The organism is Pelagicoccus sp. SDUM812005 (assembly GCF_031127875.1).
Classification (GTDB): domain Bacteria; phylum Verrucomicrobiota; class Verrucomicrobiia; order Opitutales; family Opitutaceae; genus Pelagicoccus.
In genome coordinates this window covers 15297-33470 of the sequence record NZ_JARXIA010000002.1, presented here as the reverse complement: position 1 = coordinate 33470, position 18174 = coordinate 15297, and the positions used below count along the sequence as shown (strand labels likewise).

Annotated in this window: 18 protein-coding genes and 1 tRNA gene; 12 read left to right on the top strand and 7 right to left on the bottom strand. The window is 59.9% G+C overall.

All coding sequences use genetic code 11. The features are described 5' to 3' along the window. Window positions 1–23 precede the first annotated feature (23 nt). Complete coding sequence (locus tag QEH57_RS03665) at window positions 24–728, bottom strand: hypothetical protein (RefSeq protein WP_309005326.1); 705 nt, start codon at window positions 726–728, stop codon at window positions 24–26. Window positions 729–939: 211 nt separating this feature from the next. Between QEH57_RS03665 and QEH57_RS03660 the strand changes: the two genes are divergently transcribed. Beyond that, the gene (locus tag QEH57_RS03660; RefSeq protein WP_309005325.1) at window positions 940–1788 is read left to right on the top strand and encodes a hypothetical protein; all 849 of its coding nucleotides are present in this window, start codon (window positions 940–942) and stop codon (window positions 1786–1788) included. 80 nt (window positions 1789–1868) lie between these two features. Next, the gene (locus QEH57_RS03655; RefSeq protein ID WP_309005324.1) at window positions 1869–2672 is read left to right on the top strand and encodes an Hsp33 family molecular chaperone HslO; all 804 of its coding nucleotides are present in this window, start codon (window positions 1869–1871) and stop codon (window positions 2670–2672) included. A 9-nt stretch (window positions 2673–2681) separates the two neighbouring features. Here QEH57_RS03655 and QEH57_RS03650 read toward each other — a convergent pair whose 3' ends face one another. Beyond that, window positions 2682–3647 (bottom strand): VPDSG-CTERM sorting domain-containing protein, encoded by a 966-nt coding sequence (locus QEH57_RS03650; protein ID WP_309005323.1) that lies wholly within the window; start codon window positions 3645–3647, stop codon window positions 2682–2684. Between the two features lie 257 nt (window positions 3648–3904). Here QEH57_RS03650 and QEH57_RS03645 point away from each other — a divergent pair, with 257 nt between their 5' ends. Both QEH57_RS03645 and QEH57_RS03640 read left to right on the top strand, forming a co-directional pair. After that, complete coding sequence (locus tag QEH57_RS03645; protein WP_309005322.1) at window positions 3905–5071, top strand: Xaa-Pro peptidase family protein; 1167 nt, start codon at window positions 3905–3907, stop codon at window positions 5069–5071. Beyond that, a complete protein-coding gene (locus QEH57_RS03640) occupies window positions 5071–5871 on the top strand; it encodes a DNA-formamidopyrimidine glycosylase family protein (RefSeq protein ID WP_309005321.1) in 801 nt (266 codons plus the stop codon). The genes QEH57_RS03645 and QEH57_RS03640 overlap by 1 nt, the downstream gene beginning before the upstream one ends. Window positions 5872–5878: 7 nt before the next feature. Here QEH57_RS03640 and pdxH read toward each other — a convergent pair whose 3' ends face one another. Both pdxH and QEH57_RS03630 read right to left on the bottom strand, forming a co-directional pair. Continuing rightward, complete coding sequence (gene pdxH / locus QEH57_RS03635) at window positions 5879–6520, bottom strand: pyridoxamine 5'-phosphate oxidase (RefSeq protein ID WP_309005320.1); 642 nt, start codon at window positions 6518–6520, stop codon at window positions 5879–5881. Window positions 6521–6593: 73 nt separating this feature from the next. After that, window positions 6594–6842 (bottom strand): hypothetical protein, encoded by a 249-nt coding sequence (locus tag QEH57_RS03630; protein ID WP_309005319.1) that lies wholly within the window; start codon window positions 6840–6842, stop codon window positions 6594–6596. 406 nt (window positions 6843–7248) lie between these two features. Here QEH57_RS03630 and QEH57_RS03625 point away from each other — a divergent pair, with 406 nt between their 5' ends. The 4 genes from QEH57_RS03625 (at window position 7249) to QEH57_RS03610 (ending at window position 10818) form a co-directional block, all read left to right on the top strand. Next, window positions 7249–7977, top strand: coding sequence for a HAMP domain-containing protein (locus QEH57_RS03625; protein ID WP_309005318.1), 729 nt, complete (start codon window positions 7249–7251; stop codon window positions 7975–7977). A gap of 66 nt (window positions 7978–8043) precedes the next feature. Further along, the gene (locus QEH57_RS03620) at window positions 8044–8445 is read left to right on the top strand and encodes a hypothetical protein (RefSeq protein ID WP_309005317.1); all 402 of its coding nucleotides are present in this window, start codon (window positions 8044–8046) and stop codon (window positions 8443–8445) included. Beyond that, window positions 8421–9323: a hypothetical protein gene (locus QEH57_RS03615; protein WP_309005316.1), complete on the top strand. Its 903-nt coding sequence runs from the start codon at window positions 8421–8423 to the stop codon at window positions 9321–9323. The genes QEH57_RS03620 and QEH57_RS03615 overlap by 25 nt, the downstream gene beginning before the upstream one ends. Before the next feature lie 130 nt (window positions 9324–9453). After that, window positions 9454–10818 (top strand): outer membrane protein transport protein, encoded by a 1365-nt coding sequence (locus QEH57_RS03610; RefSeq protein WP_309005315.1) that lies wholly within the window; start codon window positions 9454–9456, stop codon window positions 10816–10818. Window positions 10819–10847: 29 nt separating this feature from the next. On the opposite strand, the gene QEH57_RS03605 is transcribed toward QEH57_RS03610, so the two are convergent. Beyond that, window positions 10848–12230, bottom strand: a complete 1383-nt coding sequence (locus QEH57_RS03605; RefSeq protein ID WP_309005314.1) for an MATE family efflux transporter — start codon at window positions 12228–12230, stop codon at window positions 10848–10850. A 199-nt stretch (window positions 12231–12429) separates the two neighbouring features. Between QEH57_RS03605 and QEH57_RS03600 the strand changes: the two genes are divergently transcribed. Continuing rightward, on the top strand, window positions 12430–13713 hold the full coding sequence (locus QEH57_RS03600) for an O-acetylhomoserine aminocarboxypropyltransferase/cysteine synthase (protein WP_309005313.1): 1284 nt from the start codon (window positions 12430–12432) through the stop codon (window positions 13711–13713). Between the two features lie 130 nt (window positions 13714–13843). Next, window positions 13844–14719, top strand: coding sequence for a DMT family transporter (locus QEH57_RS03595; protein ID WP_309005312.1), 876 nt, complete (start codon window positions 13844–13846; stop codon window positions 14717–14719). Here the strand turns inward: QEH57_RS03595 and QEH57_RS03590 are convergent. Together QEH57_RS03590 and QEH57_RS03585 are read right to left on the bottom strand one after the other, a co-directional pair. Next, a complete protein-coding gene (locus QEH57_RS03590) occupies window positions 14716–15126 on the bottom strand; it encodes a VanZ family protein (protein ID WP_309005311.1) in 411 nt (136 codons plus the stop codon). The two genes, QEH57_RS03595 and QEH57_RS03590, sit on opposite strands and share 4 nt — an antisense overlap. A gap of 109 nt (window positions 15127–15235) precedes the next feature. Next, a complete protein-coding gene (locus QEH57_RS03585) occupies window positions 15236–16447 on the bottom strand; it encodes an MFS transporter (protein ID WP_309005310.1) in 1212 nt (403 codons plus the stop codon). Window positions 16448–16834: 387 nt separating this feature from the next. On the opposite strand from QEH57_RS03585, the gene QEH57_RS03580 reads away from it, so the two are divergent. Both QEH57_RS03580 and trpA read left to right on the top strand, forming a co-directional pair. Continuing rightward, window positions 16835–16911 (top strand) — tRNA-His (locus QEH57_RS03580). Window positions 16912–17347: 436 nt separating this feature from the next. Further along, complete coding sequence (gene trpA / locus QEH57_RS03575) at window positions 17348–18166, top strand: tryptophan synthase subunit alpha (RefSeq protein WP_309005309.1); 819 nt, start codon at window positions 17348–17350, stop codon at window positions 18164–18166. The last annotated feature ends 8 nt before the right edge of the window (window positions 18167–18174 follow it).

Below are 18174 nucleotides of genomic sequence, written 5' to 3'. Positions count from 1 at the left end.
CGCTCGCCAGTCGACAACGCCGTCTAGCGGGCTTTGCCGGTGAGTTCGAAGCCGGCGATTTCCTGGTCGGGATTGTCGGAATCGCTCTGGAAGACGATGGCGAATTGTCCGGAGAGGTCCTTGCTCTTCGGATTGTAGAAGTTGAAGACGTAGTGCCAGAGGCGGCGCTTGTCCTTGTTGTCCTTATCGGTCGGCTGCCCCATGACGACGGAGATGTCGTTCAAGGTGGGCAGCGGCACGCCGTCCAGCGTTTCGCGGTTCATGGCGGCGGTCGCGCTCTTGCGCAGCTTGTTGATCTTGGCCTTTCCGAGGCTGCGGAAGAGCTCGACGATGAAGTCCTCCGGGATGGCCTCCAGCAGCTTTTCGTCGAAGTCGATCTGGGTCAGCAGCCCTTCCTCGAAACGGGTGCGGAAGACGATGCTGAAAGGGGTGCCGTCTTCGGTCTGCATCTGCTTCTCGAAGCGCCAGTCCCAGTCTTCGATCTTGGGGGATCGGGAAACCTCGGAGATGCTGCTGGGCTGGGATTCGGTGATGAAGACGAAATCCTCGTCGCGTACGACCGGTTCGGGGAATTTGAGCGAGAGGCCTTGGTCCAGCTCGACGAGCACATGTTCGTCGAAGTCGTGCAGCTGGTTCTTGAACTTGAGCAAGCGCAGGTAGACGCAGCCGGAGACGAGGGAGAGGGTGAGTCCGAGGGCAAGGGCTTGAACGAGGCGTTTTCTGAGCATGGGTGGCACCAAGGGTCGAGGTTGCGTAAGGCAGCAAGCAATGGGGTAGGAGAGAAGTATCTCCAGGCCCGCGATTTTAGCAAGCATTCAGCGAATCCGTGGTATTGGCGATTTCGTAGTAGGGGAAAAGACCTCGAATCCACTCCTGAGTTGCGCGTTCCCGGATTTGGACCATGGATATAGGAAGCCTGACGTTCACCCCATTTGACTTATGACGAACTACTTTACCCCCCGGCTTTTGCTTGCGCTGGTCCTGGCTGCTTTTTCCGGTCTCGGCGTCTCGGGCCAAGATGAGGAACGGCCGATCTGGGAACAGGAGGTCATGCTGGTCTACAGCGCCCGCTCGACGGAATTCAACCGCTTGCGCACCATCGGCAAGGAGAACAAGCGCCTCTCGCTCTACACGACGGCCCTGGATACCCTGCATGGGAAGGTACCGGTAGAGGAGGACGAGAAGCCGTACCAGGTCGCCCAACGGATCTTTCGCATGATTATCGCGGACAACGACAGCGACGCGATCGGGCTTGCTGCCGCTTACTACAATGCCCGCGTGACCCAGTCCAATCCCTACGAGCAAGATATCGCGGAAGCGAAGAAGCTGTACTGGAAGCTCTACGAAAAGTGGCCCGAGCGCTTTTTTGGGCAGATGGCCTTCGTCAAGTACGCGACCTTGCACATCTACGACGACGACGGCAGCGGAGACGAGGTTTGGGAGCGTATCCAGAATTTGGAGCCAATCGTGTCGGACATCAGCATTCCGGAGCTCCGACAGAACGTGCACCGCATCATGGGGGAGGCCTACTTCAGCTTCGACCTGGACTCGACCTTGGCCTACGAGCATTTGACCGAGGCGTACCGATTGGGAATTCCCGTGGGGTCGATTCGGGTGGAGGTGCTGGAGCGGATCGCGGCTTTGGGCGAGGAGTTGGGCGAGAACGAGCGAGCCTTGAGCGCCTACGACGAACTGGTCCGTTCCGCGCCGCGGCACGAGCGTCGCTCTGAGTTTGTGGCGGCGGCGGAGCGCTTGCGCTCTGGGCTGGTCAAGTCAGCTGGCAAGTAGGGCGCTTCCTCGGGCGCGAGTTTTTGCGGATTCGCCTTCTCGGGCTTGAGATCTGCGATTCGATTGCCCAATACCGAGGGATGCCAGAAAATCCGCCTTCCGACGAATCCGAGGTACTGTCCATCAAGTCGCGCTTCGTGCGCGGCAGAAACTTGCTGTTCGCGAAGGCGGACTTCAGCCAGCTTTACGTGGACTACTACCTGCACCAGAAGGACAACGGGCTTTCGCTCACCCCGGAGTTCGACGAGCGCCTGAAGCAGGCGATCGCCCTGTTCAGCTTGCACTGCATTTCGCGTCCGAGGAACGACCTCTTGGCCTGGACGGTGAATTTCCAGCAGCCCTTGCACAACCTGTTTCTGGCGGGCGACACCGGCACCGGCGACGTGACCGGGCGCATCTACACGGAAGGGGTGAAGCAGGCTGAGGAGAACGTGTTTTACCAAGACGTGGTGCGACGCAATCGCGAGCCGCACCGTTCCATCGTCGGCTTCAACGGTTCGGACCTGATCCACGCGGTGGAGGAGTTCTACAAGTTCAGCGAGCAGCGGCCGGCCCGCTTTTTCCAGCTGGAGCCAGATGTGTTCGCGATTCTTGCGGCTCATCCGGACTACGACGAGAACTGGTTCGAAACGGTCACGCTCGAGGACGTGCGCAAGATCGAGGAAACGGAGGAAGTCGTGGATCTTGAGACGCGCTTCGTTCGCTGGTATTGCGGCTGCAACCAGGACCGCATCCTAGGGGCCTTGTCGGCTCCGTTCCAAGCGGACCCGGAAGACCTTTTCCTTGGAGAGGAGCTGATCGAGGTGAACTGTCCCCGCTGCGCCGCCAAGCACCGCATTTCTCGGGAGATGATGGAAGCCTACGTGGCGGACAAGGCTAAGTAGGCGGGCGCCTCAGCCTTTCAGCTTGCGGGAAACGAGGACGATGCCGACGAGGGCGGTCGCGATGAGGGCGAGCGTGGAGCCGGAGTCGGGGATCGGGGCGGGAGAATCGGGTTCGCCTTCGAAGAGCACGTTGTGCATTTCGCCGCTGCCCCATTGGGCGCCGGCGAAGGAGTTCGCGATGACTTGCCCGTCGACGTTGCCGCTGGTGAAGGTGAGATCGGCCAGCGGGGCGAGGATGGAGCCGGTGACGCCGATGCCGACCATGTCGAGCTCGGTGGCTTCGAAGAAGTTGAACAAGGTCTTTTCGGCGGTGTGGGTTCCGAAGAAGCCCATGTTGCTCATCTCGGCGATGGCGCCGCTTACGTTGATGAGGGCGGTGGCGCCGGAAGGGACGAAGATTTTGAAGGTGTGGGCCGCGGCTAGGGTGGCGGCGTCGATGTTGAAGATGTTGAGGCCCTCGGCGCTGCCGTCGAGGGTGAGCGTGCCCCACTGCATGGTTGCGGAACCGCTGGGGGTGAGGGCGCCCCAGTCCGTGGACTTCGTGAGCAGGGCGGCCTGAGCGGCGTCGAAGTCGAAGGGAAGGTTGCTTTTGCCGAGGTTGGATTGGACGGAAGAGCCGGGGGCTGAGTTCAGGTTGTAGCCGGGGCTGGTGTAGCTGCCGCCCACGTAGACGCTGCCGTTGTAGACTTGGCCGCCGCCGGAAGCGTCGAGGTTGCCGCCGACCGTGAGCTGGGCTCGGGTGGGGTCGCCGGCGCTGGTGGAGGTGCCGATGGAGTAGGAGCCGAAGCTTGCGTTGCCGCCAGCGGCGACGCGTCCTTCGGTGTCGGAATTCTTCAAGGTGGCGTCGCCCCAAGTGACGAGGTTGTAGCCTTGGGCTTCCGACAAGTTAACGGTGACGGCTTGCAGGGAGGCAGCGGCTAGGCTGATTCCGCAAGCGATAGCGGTGGTTTTGAAGTAACGTTTAATGCTAGTCATGCTGCTTGGGCCTTGGCTCCTCGCTGGCCAAGTGTCCCATCGGCAGAATGGATCTGTGAATCAAGGGTAAAGCCTTGGTGTGGCTGCAAAATGAACGCTAGACCCTAAGGTTATTGGTGAAGCCTAACCTCTTCGTTCTTCGCAGGTCTAGGCAGGGGAGCTTGGTCGTACCGGATGAGTGATTTATGAGGGAGAAGCGAGGGAGAGCTACTCACTCGGGCGTTTACAAGTTTGTCCAGTCCGCCTTGGATGCGCGGATGCCTAAGAAGAAAGCGACTGTCAAGCGGGCGGCGAAAGCTCCTGCCTCTCCATTGCTCTTTGCGGATACCCGCCGGAGCGCTGACCAGCTTTACGTGGGAGGCTTCAGCGTGCCGGATGCCTTTTTGTCCTTCAAGAAGGGGCGGAAGTGGTACGCGGTGCTCAACCAACTGGAGTACGCCCGCGCGTTGAAGGAGTCCCGTTTCGACGAGGTGCTGCCGCTTGAGCTGTGGCTGGAGCTGACGCGGGAAAAGTTCCAGCGGGCGAAGGTGGGCTACGCGGAGCTGGTGGCGACCTTGGCGGACGAGTTCGAAATCGGGAGCTTCAAGGTTCCGGGCGACTTCCCCAGCTCGCTGGCGTTCAACTTGGTGGAGCTCGGGATCAAGGTCGATGTGTGCGAGGGGAGCCTTTTCCCCGCTCGCGAACGCAAGTCCGAAGAGGAGCTCGCTATGATCCGCGAGGGCAATCGTTGCAGCGCGATCGGAATCCGGGCCGCGGAGAAAGCGATTCGCCAGAGCGTGGTGAAGCAAGGCAAGCTGCAGCTGGGCGGCAAGGTCCTGACTTCGGAGCGGTTGCGCAGCATCATCGAGATCGCCTGCCTGGAAGCGGGCTCGCTCTCCATGGATACGATTGCGGCTGGGGGGGACCAAGCCTGCGATCCGCATTGCGCTGGGCATGGTCCGCTGCGAGCGAACGAGTTGATCATCGTAGACGTTTTTCCGCGCGTATCCAAAACTGGATACCACGGAGACATGACTCGTACCTTTTTGAAAGGAAAGGCGAACGAGGCTCAGAAAGGGATCGTGGAAGCGGTTTTGAAGGCGCAGCAGACGGCGATCCAGAAGGTGAAGACCGGTGTGAACGGCAAGGACGTTCATGGATCCGTCCTGGATACCTTCGCGGAGCTAGGCTATGAAACGCGGCGCGGCGAGAAAGGGGCGGAAGGCTTCATCCACGGTACGGGCCATGGCCTCGGGCTGGAGGTCCACGAAGCTCCGCGCGTATCGATCGTGTCGAACAAGCTGAAGCGCAACGCGGTCGTAACGGTGGAGCCCGGGCTCTATTATCCGGGAGTGGGCGGTTGCCGTATCGAAGACGTGGTGGCGGTGCGGGACGACGGGCCGGAGTTGCTGAGCAAGTACCACTATCGCTGGCAGATAAAGTAGTGCCTGAACTCGCGGAAGTTTTTTATCACAGCTCGCATTGGAAAGCGGCTCGCGGGGAGCGCTTCGAGCTGGCTTGGGTCCATGGTAAGACGCGCTGTTGCCGCGGCTTGGACGTGGATGGTCTGCGTCGCCGGCTTGCGTCGGCGGAGTTGCTTTCTGGATACACGCATGGAAAGCGAATGTTGTTCGCTTTTTCCGGAAGCTGTTTTCTCGAGGTGCACCTAGGAATGACCGGTTCGCTCCATCGCTTGGATCCGAGCCAGCAAGAGGGCAAGCATGACCACCTTGCCTTGCGGAGCGAACGGTCGCTGCTGGTTTTTCGCGATCCGCGTCAGTTCGGCAAGCTCGCCTTGCACGAGACGCTTGGCGGAACTTTGCCCGACTGGTGGACGGCGTTGCCGCCGCAACCGCACGAGAAGGCCTTTACGCGAACGCGTTTCGAGTCGCTTTTGCAGCGTAGGGGGAAGGCGTCGCTCAAGGGATTGCTGTTGCAGCAGGATTTGTTTCCCGGGGTTGGGAACTGGATGGCGGACGAGATCTTGTGGCGCGCTCGCTTGCGCCCGGATCGGGCCTTGGGAACCTTGAGCGAGGAGGAGCGAAACGCCTTGTTCGAGCAGCTCCGCTGGGTCTGTCGCAAAGCCATCCGAATCATCGGGAAGGATTACAGCGATCCTCCGAAGAGCTGGCTGTTTAGGCATCGCTGGAAGGACGGAGGCGTCTGTCCCGTATCGAAAACGGCACTACGTCGAGAAACGGTGGCGGGCCGCACGACCTGTTGGTCGCCGGCTATCCAAGTTTAAGCGGAGGCTAGGGGGCGAGCCGTTCGATGGTCCAGGCTCCGGTGTCGGTCTTCTTGTAGAAGATGCGGTCGTGGATGCGCGATTTTCCGCCGAGCCAAAACTCGATGGTTTCCGGCTGGATGCGGTAGCCGCCCCAAAAGGAGGGCAGGGGAACTTCGCCGTCCTTGAACTTGTTCTTCATCTCTTCGAACTTGGCGAGGAGGATGGAGCGGGAGGAGACGACGGAGCTTTGCTGGGAGACCCAGGCTCCAAGGCGACTGCCGAAAGGGCGGCTGGCGAAGTACTTGAGCGACTCGCTGGTGGAAACGCGTTCGACGGTGCCGGTCACGATGACCTGGCGTTCGAGCTGTATCCAGGGAAAGAGGACGCAGGTCTTTGGGTTCTTGGCGAGCTGCTTGCCTTTGCGGCTTTCGTAGTTGGTGTAAAATACGAAGCCTCGGTCGTCGTAGGCTTTCAGGAGGACGGTGCGCTGCCAAGGCTGGCCGCTTTCGTCCACGGTGGCGAGGCTCATGGCATTGGGCTCGGGAATCTTTTGGGCGACGGCGTGGTCGAACCAGATTCGGAATTGCTCGATCGGGTTGGGATGTACCGAGTCTTCGCTCAGTGAATCGTGCCCGTATTCTTCTCTCAAATCGCCAAGATCTGCCATGGGAGAAGGGTCTATGGGGCGAGCGGCGATGTGCAATGCTTTTGCCGCGAAAGCCTGTGCAAGCTGCTACGCTCTAGCTGTCGATGCGCTTGAGGGACTGCTCCGCCATCTGGGCGATGGCTTCGAGGTTGCTCTGCAGCTTCAGGAGGGCGTCGTCGTCGAAGAGGTTGGTGTATTCGCTGTCCGCGGCGGGTGTCGGCTTGATGGATTGCGACTCGGCTGCGGCGGCTGGATCGACTGATGGGGTAGGCTTTTGCTGCGCCGGCTGGTTTTGGTAGAAGCGGGCGGAGTTGAAAAAGGGATTCGAATTGATCGGGTCCATCAGTCGTGGGCGTTGGTTGCTAGTTTGCGCTGTGGGATCGAAGCGGCGCGTTGTGGTTCCGATTGGCTTCGAGTTGTTCCGCAGTGGACAGAGTATCTAAACTGAATGAGCTTGAGCAGAAGTCGCAACAGAATTCACCGCCATTAGAGGGAAGTCTCTATGCTTGCAGGAAGCGCATAGAGTGGGCTCTCTGGGTGATTTCCTGAGATTGCCTAAGTGGTTAGGGAGGAAATTTGAACGGAATCTCCGATTGACCCTAGTTATGCAGGAAAACAGTTTGAAGCTTAGCGTGATGAAGCACTCTTTCCCCTTACATCGTAAATTATTTGTATCTCATTTTTTCACGACGCTCTTAGTATCCAGCGCGATCGGATTTTTTATTTACCTCACGGCGAAGGAAAGCCTGATGAACCAGCTGCGAATCCGCTTGGCCAGCAGCGCGGCCTTGATCAGCCAGGAAATCGATGCGGACACCTTGAGGGACATTCGTCAGCCGGGAGACGTGGAAAAGTTCTCCTACCAGGAGACCTTGGAGCAGCTCAGGGCGATGCGGCGCAGCGTGGACGATATCGCCTTCCTTTATATCATGCGCAAGGCTCCGTCGGGCGAGGTGGTGTTCGTGATCGACACGGATGAGAGCGAGGAGCAGGCCTTGCCGGGGCAGGTTTACCAGGCCGCGACTCCCCAGTTGAGGGAAGGCTTTCTGCGTCGCTCCGCGGACGAGGAGATCACGAGGGACCGGTGGGGAGCCTTCTTTTCCGGGTACTCGCCGGTGATGAACGGCGACGGCGAGTTTTTGGTCGGGATCGATATGCGGGCTGACGAGGTCCGCTCCAAGCTCGACGAGATCCAGGCGGCGGCCCTTTGGGGAATCGGCATCGCCTTGCTGCTTTCCTGGGGGATTGCGACTTGGATGTCGCGTCACTTCAAGAGGCCGATCGATGCCCTGCTGGGACAAATCCAAGCGGTGTCGGCGGGCAATCTGGACCAGCGGATCGAGATGCGTCGCGACGACGAGATGGATAGCCTCTTGAACGCGATCAACGACATGACCTCCGATTTGAAGCGGGCGCGGGACGACAATCTTCGTTTGGCCGAGTCCCTGGACGATACCTTTGCGGAGAAGGACGTCTGACGCTGCTGCGGCAAAGGGTTGCCAGATTGCGATTTGCTGGGCAATGCATGTAAGCCTTATTCAATCATGGCAAAAGGACTCGAAAAACACCAAGCGAAGCAGTCGCAGCTCAGCGCCCTGGGAAAGGATCTGACGCGCCGTTCCGGATCGAAGTGCGAGCTCTGCGAAGCCTCGGGCGTAGCCTTGCGTCCGATGCCGGTGCCGCCGGAGGACGAAGAGCCGGAGGTCGAGACCTGCGTCTTCGTTTGCGACACCTGCCGGGAGCAGCTCGAGAATCCCAAGCGTATCGATCCCGCCCACTGGCGGTGCGCGGCGCAATCGGTTTGGAGCGAAGTTCCGGCCGTGCAAGTGGTGGCGGCCCGCGTGCTGGACCATTTGGGCAAAACGGAGCTTTGGGCGCGGGAAGCCTTGGAGGACGTGTTTTTCGAGGAGGAGGTTGAGGAGTGGATTGCCAAGCAAGTTCTGTAAGCGATTCCCGGATACAAGTTCTCGAGGAGGAGGAGTGGCTCGCTCTGGCTTCGGCCCACGAAGCGGTGGTGGGGCCCTACATCGACGCCTACCGGAAGCGCCGGGATAGCCGCCAGAAGCATCCGGTGCACGATTTCCTTTTTGCCTACTATCAGACCAATCGAACCGTGCTGCGCCGTTGGCGCCCGGCGGCTCATCAGTTCTTGAAAGGCGACGCGGCGCGGAGCTTTTTGGATGACGATCGGTATCATGAGACCGAATACGGAGTCGGTTTGAATCTAGGCCGTATGGACGGGAGCGCCGTGGAGAGGATCCGCTGGGTGCGTTCCTTGATCGAAGCGGCTCGTAGTCGCCCGCCGCGTTTCAACTGTTTCGGTCTTCACGAGTGGGCGATGGTCTACAAGGCGAAGGAGATTCGCCATGAATCGACGCCGCTGCGCTTGAGTCCGGAGGACTTGGCTAAGGTGGTGGAAGGCAGCACCATCCGTTGCTCCCATTGGGACGCCTTCCGCTTTTTCACGCCTGAGGCGCGGCCATTGAACGAATTGAGTCCGGGCAGGGACGAGCGGGAGCAGAACGAACAGTTCGGCTGTATCCATTTCAACATGGACCTCTACCGCTGGACCTACAAGGGAAGTCCGTGGTTGGGCTCGGATCTCTTGCGAGCTTGTTTCGAGTTGGCCCTGGAGGCTCGGGAACTGGATATGCGTGCGAGCCCGTACGATCTTTCTGAATACGGGTATGAACCTATACTGATCGAGACGGCGTCCGGACGCGAGGCCTACGGGGTGGAGCAGATGAGGATTTACCGAGCGGGACAGGTGCTCGCCAAGCGCTTGCTGGACGAGTGTTCCTTCGTGCTTTCTCCTAGTAAATAGTCCGCAAAAAGGCTGCGAATTGCGGAGCTCGCTTGCCAAAAATCGGGGCTGGCATGTATTCGTCATAGTTGAATATCGGCCTCGTCTCGGAGGCTGCTGCTAGGTGTAACCCCAAACTTGAAACGCCCCTATGAGTCATCGTCTCCCATTTCTCGGCGCGAGCGCCCTCCTTTCGCTTAGCCTGTTCCCGTCCCTCGGCTACTCCGCGGGATACGCCATCCAGGAGCAGGGAATTTCCGGTTTGGGCAACGCTTATGCAGGAGGCGCGGCGTCGGCCGAAGACGCTTCCACCGTTTACTTCAACCCGGCAGGCATGGCGTTGATCGAGAAGCCGCAGCTGCATGCCGGAGTGCACTTGATCCTGCCCGAAGCGGAATTCTCGAACCTCGGCTCCACGACGCTGACGGCTCCCACGCAGGGGAACGATGCGACTTCCGAGGAGGAGGCTTGGGTGCCGAACCTTTATTACGTTGCCCCATTGACGGACGACTTGGTTTGGGGCGTTGGCGTTTCTGCGCCCTTCGGTTTGACCACGGATTTCGGCGACGATTGGGTGGGCCGTTACGTGGCCCGTCGCACCGAGCTCAAGACGGTTCTGGTAAACCCGTCCATCGCTTACCGGGTGAACGACAAGCTTTCGATCGGCGGCGGGATTGACTACGTCAAGTCCGACGCGGTGCTGAGCAACGCGATCGACATGGGACTCGTTTTCCTGAACCAGTACCAGACGGGAGCCATACCTGCGAATGCTCAGACGATGGCGCTCGCCGGAGATATCCAGGCGAACTTGGGCACGACGAAATACGACGGAGGAATTCGTTTGGAAGGCGACGGCGATGGCTGGGGCTTCAACGTGGGCGCCTTGTACGAGATCAACGATGATTGGCGCTGGGGCGTGCATTACCGCTCCAAGGTGGAGCTGGCCTTGTCGGGGCAGGCCGATTTCACAGTGGGCCCATTGGAGAGCGTGCTCGGAGCCGCTTTCGCGGACCAGGGCGGTGGGGTCGATATCAATCTTCCGGATACGCTTTCGGTGTCGCTTTTTGGCAAGGTAAACGAGCGTTGGAGCGTGATGGTGGACGTCACCAAAACTTCGTGGAGCGAGTTTCAGGAGTTGCGGATTGTATTCGAAAATCCATCACCTCCGGATACGGTGATCCCGGAGCTCTGGCAGGACGTGAGCAAGTACAGCGTCGGAGCGTCCTATAAATTCAATGACAAGGTGACGGGTCGCTTTGGCTTGGCCTACGACGAATCGCCGGTGCCTAACGACGAAGTTCGCTCCCCGCGCATTCCGGACGAGGATCGCAAGTGGATCGCCCTCGGCTTGAGCGTGGCGGCTACCAAGAAGCTCGATCTGCACTTCGCGTACGTGAGCATCATGGTCGACGATCCGATGATCGACAATACCAGCCACGCCGCGGGGCAACGCCTTCACGGCAAGATCGACGCGTCCGTTTCCTTGCTGAGCATGGGCTTGAGCAAGCGGTTTTGACGCTTGGGGGGGGCACGGGCGCGTGCGCCTTACTCGATAACTTGGTTATCCTTCCACCGGCCGCTGCGGAAGCGGAGGAGGAAGATGACGCTCAGGCAGATTTGGTTTACGGCGAGGATGCTCCAGGCGTAGTAGAGCGGCAGGCGATAGACTTCGACGATGAGGACGGTCGGAATGATGACCAGGGTCACGGAGGTGATGGTGAGGGTTCGCATCACGAACTTGGTATCGCCGGCGCCCTTGAGCGTGCCGCTGGTGAGGATGACCAGCGCGTCGAAGAAGGTGAAGAGGGCGATGAACTTTAGCAGGTTGGTGATGATCTGCAGCAGTTCCTCGGAAGGAGGCTCTTGGCGGGCGAGGAAAAAGGGGCCGATGAAGAGCAGCGGCAGGAAGAGGTAGGAGCAGGCCGCTACGATATTGTAGAACGTGGCGAGCTGGATGGAGGAGTAGGTCGCCTTTTCGGCAAGGTGGCTTTGTTTGGCGCCTTGGTATTGGCCTACTAGGATGGTGTTCGCGATGCCGAGGCCGACCAGCGGGAGCAGTCCGAGCAGGTGGATCTGATGGGCGATGTTGGTCGCGGCGGATTCCGCCACGCCGAGCCGGCCGATCAGCATGATGAAGATGGTGAAGCCGATGACATCGAGGAAGAAGTGGATGCCGGCGGGGAAGCCGTACTTGACCATGCGGCGGATCAGGTCGAACTCGAACCGCCAGGCGCTCTTGGTGGCGTAGGCCGAGTCGTTGGCCCGGCTGAGGACGAGGATAAAGTAGATGAGGGAGCCTACGCCGGAGCTGGCGAGGGTGGCGTAGCCGGCGCCCCTGATGCCGAGCTCCGGAAAGCCCCAGTTGCCGAAAATCCAAGCGTAGTCGAAGAGGGTGTTGAGGAACATCGCGAGGAAATTGATCCATACGATGGTCCACGCTTTTCCTCTGCCGGCGTAGAAGCTGGAGAGCACTGCGTTGGTGAGGAAGAAGAAAGAGCAGAAGCAGAGGATCTTGAAGTAGCTCGACTCCATTTCCTGGATACGCGGCGCGTGTCCGACCAAGGCGAAAAACGAGTCGGCCAGCGGCGATAGGGCTGGCAGGGCGACGGAGCCGACGATGCAGAGGTAGAGGCCTTGCCAGATGGAGGCGCCGACCCGTTCCGGACGTTTGGCGCCGGTATATTGGGCGACGAAGGTGGACGTGTACATGGCCATTCCGAAGAAGGGGCAGATGAGGGTCCAGTGCAGCAGTCCGGCGGGCAGGGTAGCGGCGATGGCTTCGTTTGAGTACCAGCTTAGCAGCATGCGGTCGATGAACAGCATGAGGGAGGTCGAGCCCGAGCTGACGATCAGCGGGAACGCGACTTTAAGGAGTTGGCGGTAGCCGGCCTCCCCGGGCCATCTGGCTTTGATACCTGAGAGCAGCATGAGTTTCCCTTGGCCTAGGGAAAGCGGTGGGAAATGAAAGACAAATAAACGAGGGCTGTTTGAGGACTGTCGCTTTCAAATGAGCAGTTTCCTTGTTGTGCCGTCGCTTGGTTTCCGGCAAGTTGTTCGCCCTTCGTGACCTATCGCTTCGAGAAGGCGTAGGTCCTATTCTATCAACCCAAGCGATTCATACCTTTGCATGAATATTGAAACTAAGTGCCTGCACGCGGGACAAGTGCCTGATCCGACCACCAATTCCCGGGGAGTTCCCGTCCACCGGACGACCTCCTACGTATTCAACAATACGGAACACGCGGCTAATCTCTTCGCCCTCAAGGAGCTGGGCAACATCTACACCCGCATCATGAACCCCACCCAGGACGTGCTCGAGCAGCGAGTGGCGGCCTTGGAGGGCGGCGCCGCGGCCTTGGCCCTGGCTTCCGGGACGAGCGCGATCTTCTACACGCTCATCAACATCGCCAAGGCGGGCGACAATATCGTGTCGGCCAACAATCTCTACGGCGGTACCTACACCCAGTTCGCAAGCATCTTGCCGGATCTCGGGATTACGGTGAAGTTCGTCGACGCCAAGGATCCGCAGAAGGTGGCGGAAGCCATCGACGAAAAGACGCGGGGCGTATTCTGCGAAAGCGTAGGCAATCCCGCGCTCGACGTGACCGATATCGAGGCATGGGCCGAAGTGGCGCACTCCAAGGGCTTGCCGCTCATCGTGGACGCAACTTTCTCGACGCCGTACCTGACTCGTCCCATCGAGCACGGGGCTGACATCGTAGTGCACTCGCTTACCAAGTGGCTCGGCGGGCACGGCGCAGGCATCGGCGGCATCGTAGTCGATTCCGGCAAGTTCAATTGGGCCAACGGAAACTTCCCGCTCTACGACCAGCCGGACGATTCCTACCATGGACTTCGCTGGGGGCATGACCTGCCGGAGCCTTTGGCAGCCTTGGCCTTTATCCTGCGCATGCGCACGGTGCCTTTGCGCAATCTCGGCGCCTGTATTTCTCCCGACAACGCGTGGATCATCCTGCAAGGCATCGAAACCTTGCACCTGCGCATGGAGCGGCACTGCGAAAACGCGCTGGCCGTGGCCAAGCACTTGCAGGCGCACGAGGCGGTGGAGTGGGTCAAGTATCCAGGACTTGAGGACAACGAAAACTACTCCAAGGCCCAGAAGTACCTCGGAGGCAAAGGCGGTTCCATGGTGGTGTTCGGAATCAAGGGCGGGGCCGCAGCGGGCTCGAAGTTCATCGACTCGCTCAAGCTCTTCAGCCACCTCGCCAACGTGGGCGACGCGAAGAGCCTCGCCATCCACCCGGCCACCACGACCCATAGCCAGCTGACGGTCGAGCAGCAGGCGGAAGGCGGCATCACTCCGGAGCTGGTCCGCTTGTCGATCGGCATCGAGAGCATTCAGGATATCTTGGCGGACATCGACCAGGCGATCGCCGCAGCGGGCGTCTAGGCCGCGTTCGCAGCATCCCTTTCTCGAAGGCGCTTCCTGTGCGGGAGCGCCTTTTTCGTGGCCGGAGGGCTCCGCCGCTTTCACGGTTTGTAGGCTTGCGCTTGTCGAAGCTCGGTCGAGAGTTCCGCGAATGCAGCCCTACTACTGGATTCCTCTCTTGAACGCCTTGGTCTACACGGTGGCGGCCTTGTGCCTGAAGCGGGCGACCACCCACGGAGTGGGGCCGTGGAGGACGACTTTCCTCTCGAACCTAGCCATGTTTCTGGCGGCCTTCCCGCTCTGGTTCTTCGGGGAGCCGATCGAATCCTGGAAGGCGCTGCTGCTGCCCTTGGTGGTGGGTGGAGCCTTCTTCCTGGGGCAGCTGCTCACCTGCTTGGCGATCCATCGGGGCGACGTGAGTTTGCTGACGCCCTTGCTCGGAACGAAAACGGTTTTCGTGGCGGTGATCGTTTCGCTGGGCTTGGGAGAGAGCTTGTCGGTTTCGGTTTGGATCGGGGCAGTGTTGAGCGCGGTGGCGATCTTGCTCATGAGGGGCGGGAGCAACGCGGACAAGAGCAAGGTCATGCTGACCATCGTCCTGGGAGTGAGCAGCGCCTTGAGCTTTGCGGGCGCGGATTCCCTGCTGGCGGCCTTCGGCGGCGAGCTGGGATTTCACAAGGTGGTGGCGGGCATGTTTTCCGTGGTGATGCTTTGTTCCTTTGGCTTGGTGCCGCTCTTCAAGTCGAACTTCGGCTCGGTCAGCGCCGCGACCTGGAAGTGGATGGGAGCGGGCGCGGCCCTGATGGCGGTGCAGGCGGGCGTGATGGCCTTTGTCCTAAGCACCTACGGGAAGGCGACGATCGTCAACATCATGTACAGTTCCCGAGGCATTTGGAGCGTGGCCCTGGTGTGGTGGATCGGGCACTGGTTCTCCAACGAGGAACGGCAGCTGGGACGTGGAGTGCTGCTGCGTCGCTTGCTCGGATCGGTGCTCTTGCTGGCTGCGATCCTAGCGGTGGTCGACTAGTCGGTCGCGCTTCTGGCCTTGCGGGGCCAGAGGATGGCGGGAATCGAGAAGAGGAGGATGCCGGCCAGGTTGGCGAGGGCGTCGAAGATGTCGAGCGAGCGGGTCGGCAGGAAGTACTGGCTCGACTCCTCGAGCACGGCGATGGCGAAGACGACGAGGGAGCCGATGGGCAGGCGAAGCCGGGCGAGCTGCCAGTAGCGGTGGCGAAAGAGGAAGTTGGCCACCAGAGTGAGGAAGCCCGCTAGGAGGACGTGCCCGATCTTGTCGCCGTTGGGCGTGGCGCGGACGGTTTGGAACAGGATGTTGTCCCGCCCGATATTCGCTTCGTGGATGATCCAGATCGTGAATACGAGAAAGGAGAGGGCGAGGAGGGTGGCTCCGATAGTGATGATTCGCCGTTTTGGCATGCCTTCCATAGAGGAGGCTTTTGCGTTTGGCTGGCAAGCTTTGGCATGAAAAAGCCCTCCGCTGGAAGGCGGAGGGCACGAAAAATGAAACGCTTCGCTCAGGTTGCGCTTATGCAGTCGCGGCCTTCTGGACCTTGCTCCGCATCGCGAAGAGGATGCCGAAGGCGACGATGAGGATTCCCGGGAAGAGAATCATGTTTCCGAGAGTCGCTTGGCCTGCAGCCAGTTCGATCGCTTCGGGAGCAATGCCGGATGCGGTCGCTTCGGTGCGGGCGGTGTCGATCCAGCTGCCGATGATCGGGTTCCAGATGCTCACGGAGAACATGCCGGCGCCGCCCATCAGGGACATGCCGAGGGCGCCAGTCTTGGGCTGGTACTCGCCGATGAATCCGATCATGGTTGGCCAGAAGTAGCATACGCCGAGGGCAAAGACAGCGGTTGCGAGGTAGATAACGCCTCCGGTTGCGGTGCTGAGAAGGTAGATGCCGAGAGCCGTAATGATGGAGGAGGCTAGCAGGACGCCGATTGGATTGAGGCTGTGGACGATAGGGCCGGCGAATTGGCGGCCAAGTGCCATGAGACCTGTTCCGAGAGCGAGGATGATCATGGGAGAGGCGCCGCTTTCGGAGAGCAGACGGCCGACCCACTGCTGGGGACCGAACTCGGAGATGGCGGTCAGGGTCATGCAGAAGATCATGAAAATGTAGAGAGGAGAGAAGAGCGACTTGATGTTGGTGCCGGTGTTCGTCTCGATATTTTCAGATGCAGGGAAGGCTTGGGTGAAGACGTAGATCCCGTAGATAACGGTTGGGATGAGCATGATCGCGATCTGCAGCTGCCATCCGAGGGAGGCGTCGGTCATGAACTTGGAAGCGAGGGCGCCGATCACGATGCCGCCTGGGAACCAGACGTGGAAACGGTTGAGCATCGTAGTCGTATTTTTTGGATACATGTCCGCGATGAGGGGATTGCAGGCCGCTTCGACCGATCCGTTGGCGAAGCCGATGAGGAAGGTTGAGATGAGCAAGCTCCAAAAACCGCCGGCGTAGATGGTGAGTAGCAGGCCGGCGAGGTGTCCCACGAAGGCGATGATCATCAGCTTCTTCGCTCCTAGGTAGTTGTAGGCGAGGCCGAGGATCATCATGGCGACGGGAAAGCCCAGGAAGGCCATGGAGTTGACCCAGCCCAATTGGGTGTCCGTGAGACCGAAATCGGTTGCAAGCTCAGATAGGATGCCGGCGCGGATGGCGAAGGTCATCGCGGTCACGATCAGGGCGAGGCAGCTCGCGGTGAACAGTTTGGAGGGATTAACGTTACTCATAGGTGATTGCTCGACGCAGTTAGGTTCGGTTGAGGGATCGGTTCAGCGAATCGCTTGGGTCGGGTAGGGACTTGGGGCGGCTGAACATACAGTTATTAGGGGAACTTGCCGTAGCGCGGCGCCTTGCCTGGGTTTAAGCGCGGCGACGGGCTGCAACAAGGTCTCACACGATTATTAAAATCCTGTAAGTGTCCACAACTAAGACACTAAACGATCTCGTCCAAATGAATGTTTGCCTGCTGGGGCGGGGGATCGGCAGGGGTGGCGGGTTGGAGCGAGGTCGCGGGGAGGTGAGCGAAAAAGGTCGGGTTTGGGTACATTTTCCTCGCAAAAACCATTGACAAAGGGGGGACCCGATGAAACTTAGTGCTCCTCTTTTTTAGGATGGTGGTAGTAGCTCAGTTGGTTAGAGCACCGGATTGTGATTCCGGGGGTCGCCGGTTCGAGTCCGGTTTATCACCCCATCCTAAGAGAAAAGCCGAGCCTTCGTGGTCTCGGCTTTTTTTGTGTCCGAGCGGAGGAACCGAGGACTTGAACCGGCGAAGCCGTGTTCGGTGAGCGGAGCGAACAGGGCGCGACGCAGGAGCGAGGGCCTTTGCCCCGAGACCGGACCGCAGGTCCCGCGAGCCAATCCGGTTTATCACCCCATCCTAAGAGAAAAGCCGAGCCTTCGTGGTCTCGGCTTTTTTGGTGTCCGGATGTTTTCCGTAGCCGCGGAGGATCGATTCGTAGGGTCGGCGCCGGCGGCCGTACCGCATTGCCCGAGGAGACCGCTGCGGCATGTCGCGAGGGAGAGTACTACGGACCATTGGATCTCACTTTGCGGTCTCGGGTTCGCTCTGCGAAATTGCTGCGTTTCCTTGGGCGCCCCTGCGCTTGACCTCGCTGGGGGGAATCTCCATGGCTTTGGCGATGAACCGTATCGAGTCTGCATTTTCCAAAGCTAAGTCTGAAGGGCGCTCTGCCTTCGTTTCCTACGTTTGCGCCGGCGACCCTGACATCGATACCTCGCTGGACGTTTGCCGCACCCTCATCAAGAGCGGCGTGGACGTGATGGAGCTGGGAGTGCCGTTCTCCGATCCGTTGGCGGACGGGTTGACCAACCAGTTGGCGGCCCAACGGGCGCTCGAGGCGGGCACCACCCAGGCGGACGTGTTCGAATTGGTGCGCAAGATCCGCAAGGAAAACGACTCGGTGCCGATCGTATTCTATACCTACTACAACTTGATGTTCAGCAACGGACTCGACCAGTACATCGCAGACGCCAAGGCTGCGGGCGTGGATGGCTTGCTGGTTCTCGACTTGCCGCCGGAAGAAGCGGAAGACCACATGGCATCCTGCGAGAAGCATGGCATGAAGACGGTTTTCCTGATCGCCCCGACTACGCCGCCGGCTCGAGTGGGCTACATCGCCAAGCATGCGACCGGCTTTATCTACTACGTGTCGCGTACCGGCGTGACCGGGGTGCGCGAGGATTTGGCGGACGACTTGAACGAGATGGTCGGCATGATTCGCGAGGCCACGGATAAGCCGCTGGTGGTGGGCTTCGGCGTTTCGAAGCGCGAACAGGTGAGGACCATTTGCGAGTTGGCAGATGGCGTCGTGGTCGGTAGCGCCATTGTGAATACGATCAAGGACAACCTGGGTGACCCGGCCGCGATCACGGCTCGCATGGGCGAGTTGGTGAGCGACTTGGTTGCGGGGACGAAAGTTCGCTAGACGTCGCT